This window comes from Sphingomonas sp. DMC8 (genome assembly GCF_056314185.1).
Genome location: NZ_JBQUYV010000011.1, coordinates 103,115 through 111,492, shown reverse-complemented (window position 1 = coordinate 111,492; position 8,378 = coordinate 103,115). Strand labels below are relative to the sequence as shown.

The 8,378-nt window shown below is 62.3% G+C and carries 7 protein-coding genes and 2 pseudogenes; 5 read left to right on the top strand and 4 right to left on the bottom strand.

The window, feature by feature from the left end; all coding sequences use genetic code 11:
- Positions 1-1,026: NAD(P)(+) transhydrogenase (Re/Si-specific) subunit beta (locus ACT53K_RS18775; RefSeq protein WP_476230306.1), on the top strand; the 1,026-nt coding region annotated here is incomplete at its 5' end.
- A gap of 322 nt (positions 1,027-1,348) precedes the next feature.
- Here ACT53K_RS18775 and bktB read toward each other — a convergent pair.
- The 3 genes from bktB to ACT53K_RS18760 form a co-directional block, all read right to left on the bottom strand.
- Entirely contained in the window at positions 1,349-2,536 is a 1,188-nt protein-coding gene (bktB, locus tag ACT53K_RS18770) for a beta-ketothiolase BktB (protein ID WP_476230305.1), read from the bottom strand.
- Positions 2,537-2,867: 331 nt separating this feature from the next.
- On the bottom strand, positions 2,868-3,641 hold the full coding sequence (locus tag ACT53K_RS18765; RefSeq protein WP_476230304.1) for an enoyl-CoA hydratase: 774 nt from the start codon (positions 3,639-3,641) through the stop codon (positions 2,868-2,870).
- Positions 3,642-3,699: 58 nt separating this feature from the next.
- On the bottom strand, positions 3,700-4,500 hold the full coding sequence (locus ACT53K_RS18760) for an enoyl-CoA hydratase/isomerase family protein (protein WP_476230303.1): 801 nt from the start codon (positions 4,498-4,500) through the stop codon (positions 3,700-3,702).
- Between the two features lie 246 nt (positions 4,501-4,746).
- Between ACT53K_RS18760 and ACT53K_RS18755 the strand changes: the two genes are divergently transcribed.
- Positions 4,747-5,646, top strand: a complete 900-nt coding sequence (locus ACT53K_RS18755) for an SDR family oxidoreductase (protein ID WP_476230302.1) — start codon at positions 4,747-4,749, stop codon at positions 5,644-5,646.
- Between the two features lie 325 nt (positions 5,647-5,971).
- On the opposite strand, the gene ACT53K_RS18750 is transcribed toward ACT53K_RS18755, so the two are convergent.
- On the bottom strand, positions 5,972-6,400 hold the full coding sequence (locus tag ACT53K_RS18750) for a MerR family transcriptional regulator (RefSeq protein ID WP_476230301.1): 429 nt from the start codon (positions 6,398-6,400) through the stop codon (positions 5,972-5,974).
- A gap of 287 nt (positions 6,401-6,687) precedes the next feature.
- Between ACT53K_RS18750 and ACT53K_RS18745 the strand changes: the two genes are divergently transcribed.
- From ACT53K_RS18745 to ACT53K_RS18735, 3 genes and pseudogenes are all read left to right on the top strand, one after another.
- Positions 6,688-7,445 (top strand): IS5 family transposase gene (locus tag ACT53K_RS18745; protein WP_476230300.1). Its coding sequence is split into 2 segments (ribosomal slippage): positions 6,688-7,021 and positions 7,021-7,445, totalling 759 coding nucleotides; the frame shifts between segments, so codons are not numbered across the junction.
- Positions 7,446-7,478: 33 nt separating this feature from the next.
- Positions 7,479-7,826: pseudogene (locus tag ACT53K_RS18740) on the top strand (HEPN domain-containing protein); the annotation flags it as partial.
- A gap of 237 nt (positions 7,827-8,063) precedes the next feature.
- A pseudogene (locus ACT53K_RS18735) lies at positions 8,064-8,378 on the top strand (TraB/TrbI/VirB10 family type IV secretion system protein); the annotation flags it as partial.

The window sequence follows — 8,378 nt, the reverse complement described above, 5'->3', positions numbered from 1 at the left end:
AGCCGGATCGAAATGGGGCTGGGCGTGGCGATCGGCGCGATCACCTTTTCGGGATCGGTGATCGCTTTCCTGAAGCTCAACGGCAATATGGGTGGCAAGCCCATCCTGCTGCCCGGTCGGCATGTGATCAACCTGGTCGTGCTTGCCGCGATCCTCGGGCTGATCGGCTATTTCGTCCAGCATCAGGATCCCTGGATCTTCTGGACGATTACGGTGCTCAGCTTCGCGATCGGCTTCCTGCTGATCATCCCGATCGGTGGCGCCGACATGCCAGTCGTCGTATCGATGCTCAACAGCTATTCGGGCTGGGCAGCGGCTGCCATGGGCTTCACGCTGCATAACACGGCGATGATCATCACCGGCGCACTGGTCGGCAGTTCGGGTGCGATCCTCTCCTACATCATGTGCCGCGCGATGAACCGCAGCTTCCTGAGCGTGATCGCAGGCGGCTTTGGCGGCGATGCCGCCGCAAGCGCCGGTGGGGCCAAGATCGACCGGCCGTGGAAGCGCGGTTCGGCCGAGGACGCCGCGTTCCTGATGAGCCAGGCGGAACAGGTCATTATCGTACCCGGCTATGGCATGGCCGTGGCGCAGGCGCAGCATGTCCTGCGCGAGATGGCGGACAAGCTGAAGGCGCACGGCGTGCGCGTGAAATACGCAATCCACCCCGTCGCCGGGCGCATGCCCGGGCATATGAACGTGCTGCTGGCGGAAGCGAACGTCCCCTATGACGAGGTGTTCGAGCTGGAGGACATTAATTCGGAGTTCGCCCAGACCGATGTTGCCTTTGTGATCGGCGCCAACGACGTGACCAACCCCGCCGCCAAGACCGACAAGTCCTCGCCAATCTATGGCATGCCGGTGCTCGACGTGGAAAAGGCCAAGACGGTGCTGTTCATCAAGCGCAGCATGGGCGGCGTTGGCTATGCCGGCGTCGACAACGAGCTATTCTATCGCGACAACACCATGATGCTGCTCGCGGACGCCAAGAAGATGGTCGAGGAAATCGTCAAAGCACTCGACTGACGGGCGAACAGGAAGGGGTAGCCGGGAATCGCCGGCTTTTTCTGGTGCGTCTTCCGATGCAGGTTGACCTCAGCATTGATCACCAAAGTGGTGGACCTTGCATCTGGGAAGAGCAGTTCAAGCGATCTGCCTTTGCCTGATTTCGAATGCGCATTGGCATCCATATTTGGAATGCTTGTTAATGCGCCACCCGCGCGCTTTCCGTGGCTGTACAGTCCATGATCGGCGCGCGGGCCGAGGTTAGCCTTATGTTCCTCGCTTTAGGGAGATCCAGCGGCAACCCGGTATCAGAGGTTGGCGCGCGAATGATGTATTCGATCCATCAGGGCACCAGCCGCTCGATTACCATGGCGATGCCTTGGCCGCCACCGATACACATCGTGATAAGGCCATAGCGCCCGTCGGTCCGTTGCAGTTCGTACAGGGTCTTCACCACGAGGATTGCGCCGGTGGCGCCTATCGGATGGCCGAGTGCGATGCCGCTGCCGTTGGGATTGAGCCTCACCGGATCGAACCCCAGCTGCGTTGCGACTGCGCATGCCTGGGCGGCGAAGGCTTCATTCGCCTCGATCACGTCGATCTGGTCGAGCGTTACGCCGGCCCGGCGTAACGCGATCGGCACCGCTTTGACTGGGCCGATCCCCATGACCCGCGGGTCGACGCCGGCGTGCCCCCAGCCAAGGATCCGAGCCATCGGCTGCAGCCCGCGCGCTTCCACTTGGCGGGCCGAGGCGAGGACCAGCGCGGCGGCGCCGTCGTTCAGGCCGGACGCATTGCCCGCAGTCACCGATCCGTCGCCTCGGAAGGCGGGGCGCAGCGCGGACAGGCTTTCCGCTGTCGTCTCGCTCCGGACATGCTCGTCGGTGGCGAAAGCGATAGTACCTTTGCGCGTCTTGATCTCGACAGGCACGATCTGCGTTGCGAACCGCCCCTCGGCGATCGCGCGGGCGGCGCGGGCGTGGCTTTCGGCTGCGAGTGCGTCCTGGGCTTCGCGCGAGACATCGAAGCGTTCGGCGACATTTTCCGCCGTTACCCCCATGTGGACCGCCTCGAACGGATCAGAGAGCGCGCCCACCATCATGTCGAGCATCGCGGTATCGCCCATCTTGGTGCCCCAGCGCATACCAGTGGCGAGATAGGGCGCGCGGCTCATGCTCTCCGCCCCGCCCGCGACAGCCACGCCGATTTCGCCCAGCGCGATCATCTGCGACGCGGAGATCACCGCCTGCAACCCCGAGCCGCAAAGCCGGTTGAGGGTCAGCGCCGGTGCACCGTGCGGAATGCCGGCACGGACCGCCGCCACACGCGCCAGATAGGCGTCCGAAGGCAGGGTCGGGATCACCTGCCCCATTACGACGTGCTCGATGTCGGCGGGTGTCATCGCGGCGCGGCGGATCGCCTCGGCAATCACCGTCGCGCCGAGTTCAGCCGGGGGCACGTCTTTCAAGCCACCGCCGAAGTCGCCGATCGCGGTGCGCGCACCCGCGACAATCAAGATATCTTCTGTCATTCATCCTCCTATTGCGCGGTCATGTGTCGCGCGCAGGTTTGATTTCCATTGGCGCAGAGGGCGCCACGTGCTGCTTGCACGGCAGGATGCCGTTGTGTTTCGACGGTGCTTGTAGGGTACATCGGGGTCTCTCCGGCGAATTGGCCCTGGCGCGAGGCGAGGGCGTGCGCGCGTCGGAATAGCGACGCGCCCCTGCTAGCGGGACCATAGGACAATGGCAGGATCGCCCGATCCGTTTAGCCTGGAGACCATCATCCGAATCTTGCATCTCGAGGCGAATATTTGCGAGGCCGTGCCGGGTGCGGGGTTTCCTGCGCGCTGCGTTTCAAGCTCATGGGCGACCCTGCCGCCCCAGCACGAGCGAGGAGACGTCGAACCCTTTTTCAAACGCCTGATTCAGGTCGCGAGAGCGGATATGTTCGTGATCGACTGCATCGCGATAGGTTGAATCATAATTCTCGTCGATCAGGCCATTGTAGGTCCGCAGAAATGCAGGGTCGGCAGCGGCGATCTTTCGCGCCAGCGCGAGGGCAGAAGGCATCAGTTCCTCGGGATCGACAACGCGGTTGATCAGGCCCCAGCGATCAGCGGTGGACGCGTCGATGATCCGCGCGCTCAAGCACATCTCCTTCGCGCGACCGAGCCCGATGAGGCGCGGCAACAAAGCCGTCATGCGCCCTCCGGGAATGACGCCGACTTTCGCGTGCGTATCGGCGAAGCGCGCCAGGGTGGATGCGATGCGCATATCGCAGCACAGCGCCAGCTCCAGGCCCCCGGTGAACGCGACGCCGTTGATGGCCGCGATGACCGGGCGGTCAAAGACGGCCATGCCGAAGCGCTTGTGGCCGGTGCCGACCTCCTCGTCCGGTGCCTGCAGCACGTTGTCCGAGGAAGCGAGTTCGTCGAGGTCTGCGCCTGCGCAAAAGCCTTTCCCCGCCCCGGTGAGGATCGCCACCCGCACCTCATCCTGCCCCTGAAGCTCGGCGAAGCGTTCCGCCAGGCGTTTGAGAAGGCCAGTGGACAGTGCGTTGAGGGATTTGGGCCTGTTCAGGGTAACGATGGCGATCGGGCCGTCATGAGAAACTAGTACGGTATCCTCGGACATGCGTTGTCTTTCGATGTTTTCGGCAGGCGGCTGCGTAAGGGCTAAATGACGCCTGCCCCTAATTTTTGAAGTTCGGCTTGCGCTTCTCCCGGAATGCCGCCATCGCCTCTTGCGTGTCGCCGGTGAATCCGCACAGCAGTTGCGTGCGGTTCTCGATCGCGCTGGCAGTGCGGAGATCCGGGGCGCTGAGGGCCGCGTAGATGACATCCTTGCTCATCCGGACACCGAAGGCCGAGTTCTCTGAGATCGCCCGTGCAATCTGCAGTGCTGATTCCAGAACCTGATCGTCGTCGACCAGCCGTGAAAGTAGGCCGATGCGGTCGGCCTCCTCGGCGCCGAAGGCTCGCCCTGTCACGAGCAGTTCGAAACAGCGCGACAGACCCACGAGCCGCGGAAATAGCCAACTGATCCCCGCATCGCCGGCCGATAATCCGATACGTGCGTTCGCGACGTGGAAGTGGGCGGAGCGGCCTGCCACGCGAATGTCGCTGCCCAGCGCAATCGCCAAGCCGCCACCGGCTACTGCGCCTTTGATCGCGGCAATGATCGGCTGACGCGATCGGATCATCTTTTCGACGAGCGTCGCGATACGTTCCTGAAAGTTCAAGGCGCGCATAACGGGATTACCGGTGCCTTCTTGATAGGCCTGATCGCCCGACTTGAGGTCGAAGCCGGCACAAAAATCGGCACCCGCTCCCGTGAGGATCACCGAGCGGATCGCCGTTTCGTTTGGAAGCGCATCGAGGATGGCGTGGAGGTCTTCCACCCATTCCAACGTGATTGCATTCATTGCTTGCGGGCGGTTCAGCAGGATGATGCCGATACCGGGTTCCGCCACGGAGAATTCGACTGCGGCCATATCCCCTCCCACGGTCGCTCCCCTGACTTTTGGCGAGGCAGGCCAGCACGTGTAGCATTGCGTAGAGCGTGCCTCACCCCGCCAGTCTGGCGTTGCTCCATAATCTAACGAACGATCGAACGATAGCTTGCGTCATGAAAAAGTCCATGCATAATCGAGAGGCGCAATCGGGTTCATCCATAGGAGAAGGTGCGCAGATCGCGACGCCCGGCGCGCTGCCACTATTGAAAAAAAAGCGAGCGACATATGATCGGCGAGAAGGATGTTATGTTGCGTGAAGGCGCGCTGGCGGGGGCCAGAATCCTGGTGACGGGCGGCGGAACAGGATTGGGACGGGTCATCGTTGAGGGGTGTGCCGCGCTCGGTGCCACGGTCTATATCTGCGGTCGACGCGGGCAAATTCTTGAAAGCACCGCACGAGAGATCAACCAAGCAAACGGCGCCGAGCGGGTGCGCGGTTTTGTCTGCGATTTGCGCTCGGCGGAGGACGTGGAGGCGTTGCTGTCGGCGATTTGGACAGATGGAGGCCCGCTGACCGGCCTTGTGAATAACGCCGCCGCGAATTTCATCGCGCGCACCGAGGCGATTTCGGCGAACGGCTATGACGCCATTGCCCAGACGGTAGCTCGTGGCTCGTTCTTGATGACTACAGGTTGCGGAAAGCGATGGATCGCGGATCGCGTTCCTGCTGCGGTCGTTTCCGTTCTGACGACTTGGGTAATCAATGGCGGGCCCTACGGCGTGCCGGCCGCAATGTCGAAGGCGGCGGTGTGGGCAATGACGCAGTCCCTTGCCGTGGAATGGGGGCGCCTAGGCATTCGCCTCAACGCCATCTGCCCCGGTGCCTTTCCCCCCACAGCGGGAATGGAAGCCCGGCTTCTGACGGGTGAGCAAGGTATTACCGCCGCGAACTCGAATCCCATGCGCCGCTATGGCGACGAAAGCGAACTCGCGAACCTTGCCGCCTTCCTGCTCGCACCGGGTTCCAGTTTCATCTCTGGCCAACTCATCGCCATTGACGGCGCCGGCTATCAGGGCAATGGCGCCAACTTTGCTCGCTTGGCGGAGTGGGATGATGCTACCTGGGCGGACGTTCGCAACAGAATACGGGCAGTAGACGCACGAGATCAAGCGATGCGGAGCTGACTTCGATGATCGGACGAGAATGGGCTTGCCGTTCGCGGATGGGCGATGTCGACGTGGAAATAGCCGGTCGGATAAGACTTGAACTTGCGCTTCAGCCCTTTCGTGACGCCCCCATTGCGACAAGCGGCTAATCCCGTGGCGCTGCAGGTGGGGACGCAGCGACGAGCGCGGCAGGTGGGGAATGGTGCCCGTGACGCAAAATAGATAGTCGGCAGCCGTAGCAGTGTTTTCCCGCGGAAGGCCATGACAATCGATACGCCTTCGATGCCCAACGCCGTCGAAGAGGCGTCTTTGGCACCGGCATATTGCGGCATTTCCGGGTACCTCAGTGCTCGCTTTCCTTGCCTTTGATCAGGTGGACGAGCTGCGACAGCTCGGCGATGTGCGTGTCGATGTCTCGTTTTTGCGCTTCCAGATGGCGGATGCGGTCGAGGCAGCGCGCCACCGTCACCTGACGTTGCACCTTCCGGCCATCACCCAGATCGTAGAGATCGATCATCTCCCTGATCTCGGCTAGGCTGAAGCCAACGCGCTTGCCGCGCAGGATCCAGGCCAGCCGGGCGCGATCACGATGCGAATAGATGCGCTGGGTACCACGCCGCTCGGGGCCGATCAGCCCCTCGTCCTCATAGAATCGCAGCGCGCGGGGCGTGACGTTGAACTCGGCGCAAAGATCTGAAATCGAGAAAGAATCGCGGTCGGGTCGCGGTTCGATCGGTGCAAGGGCGTCAAGCGGAAAGGCAGCATCGTTCATGCGGCAGATTTACTTTCCCCTTACGTGAACGTCAAGAAACCCGCAAATCTTTGACGAATGCCTCGAGGCCTATGTGGCGCAGGTCCTCGTGCCCACACTGCGCCATGGCGACATCGTCATCATGGATAATCTATCGAGCCACAAGTGTTTGGTCCCGGGATTTGGGGGTGCGGATTTGGTGTGAAGCGGGCTGGCTCGAGCTGCCAAGCCTTGCAGATGGCTTCGTAGGGTCAGGATCCATTGATGTGAGGTGCGCGATCTGATTCAAGCTCTGTGAGGAGACAGAGATGAGCGACCTGTTTTGGCTGACGGACGAGCAGATGGAGCGGCTTCGGCCGTTCTTTCCCAGAAGCCATGGCAAGCCGCGCGTCGATGCCCGGCGTGTGCTGAGCGGTATTGTGTTCGTCAATCGCAACGGGCTGCGCTGGCGGGACGCACCCAGGGACTACGGCCCGCACAAGACCTTGTATAATCGCTGGAAGCGCTGGGGTGAGGCCGGGGTCTTTACCCGGATGATGGAAGGTCTGGCTGCGGCGGATGCCGAGCCGAAGACCGTCATGATCGACGCGACCTATCTGAAGGCGCACCGCACGGCATCCAGCCTGCGGGTTAAAAAGGGGATCTTGGCCGCCTGATCGGGCGAACGAAAGGCGGCATGAACACCAAGCTCCATGCCGTCGCCGATGCGAACGGACGCCCGCTGAGCTTCTTCATGACCGCTGGCCAGGTCAGCGACTATACCGGCGCGGCAGCGCTGCTCGATGATCTGCCGAAAGCGCAGTGGCTGCTCGGCGACCGTGGCTACGATGCCGACTGGTTCAGGGATGCCCTCAACGCCAAGGGCATCCAGCCCTGTATTCCCGGCCGAAAACCCCGCAACGAACCAATCAGATACGACAAACGACGCTACCGACGACGCAGCCGCATCGAGATCATGTTCGGCCGCCTGAAAGACTGCCGCCGCGTCGCCACCCGCTACGACCGCTGCCCTACGGCTTTCTTCTCCGCCATCGCACTCGCCGCAACCGTCATCTTCTGGCTGTAATCAACGAGTCCTCACCCTAAAGAAGGCGAAGCGAAAGACGCGGCTTTCCTGCTCCATCAAGCGACAGAGCGGGCCTATATTTGCTACCTGCTGGTGCGCACCCTCTATTTCCCCCGGTCTCACAACATCAAATTCCTGCGTTCGCTTGCGGAGGACAGCGAACCGCGCCTGATCGAGACGTGGCCGCGCGCTTTCCGGATCGAGCGCCGTCGCTTCGAACTGTTGAAGCGCGCCTATGTCGAGGCGCGCTATTCGGCCAGCTACGAGATCGGCAATGACGACCTCGACGCGCTGTCGCAGTCGGTCCGATCCCTTCGCGACATCGTGGCGACCGTCTCGGGAGAGCGCCTTGAAGCGTTGAGGAACGACGCCAGCCTCTGACCGGGGCCGCGCGACGTGGCTTCGTTTCACCGGCTTCTGGTTCGCCCACCACCCGATCTGAACCAATCCAAGCCCATCAGCGCCCATCAGCGCCGTTCCGTTTTGGACCCCCGTCACCGAGTCTGAATCCGCCCGAGCCGGTCCTGTCCGGCGGGCGGGAGCCTCGACGTGACACCCACCAAATTGCTCATCGGCCAGATCCTTGTCGTCTTCGCGATCGTCATCGCGGGGGTCGCCAATGTGCCGGCAACTGACCCGTCGCGCTATGCCGGGCTTGCGGATCGGGTCGATTTCCACACCTGGGTACTGCTCAAGGGCGTTGCGATTTCGACCTTGCTTGGCGTTGGCGCAAACATGAGCTTTTCCGGCGAGAGTGATGTCCTCCAGGCGATCCGCCAATCCACACAGCAGAACGTCTCGCGCGCTGGCGACCAGATTACCTCCCGCAACCTGCAAATCCAGCCGACCATCACGATTCGACCCGGCGCGCCGGTCCGGCTTATCGTTCACCGTGACCTCATCCTTGCGCCGTGGCGCGGCATTGGAGGCTGA

Excerpts from the sequence above, each read along its gene's own strand:
- bktB (WP_476230305.1), bottom strand. The coding sequence starts at position 2,536 with ATGACAGAAGATATCTTGATTGTCGCGGGTGCGCGCACCGCGATCGGC.
- ACT53K_RS18755 (WP_476230302.1), top strand. The coding sequence starts at position 4,747 with ATGATCGGCGAGAAGGATGTTATGTTGCGTGAAGGCGCGCTGGCGGGG.
- ACT53K_RS18750 (WP_476230301.1), bottom strand. The coding sequence starts at position 6,400 with ATGAACGATGCTGCCTTTCCGCTTGACGCCCTTGCACCGATCGAACCG.
- ACT53K_RS18760 (WP_476230303.1), bottom strand. The coding sequence starts at position 4,500 with ATGGCCGCAGTCGAATTCTCCGTGGCGGAACCCGGTATCGGCATCATC.
- ACT53K_RS18765 (WP_476230304.1), bottom strand. The coding sequence starts at position 3,641 with ATGTCCGAGGATACCGTACTAGTTTCTCATGACGGCCCGATCGCCATC.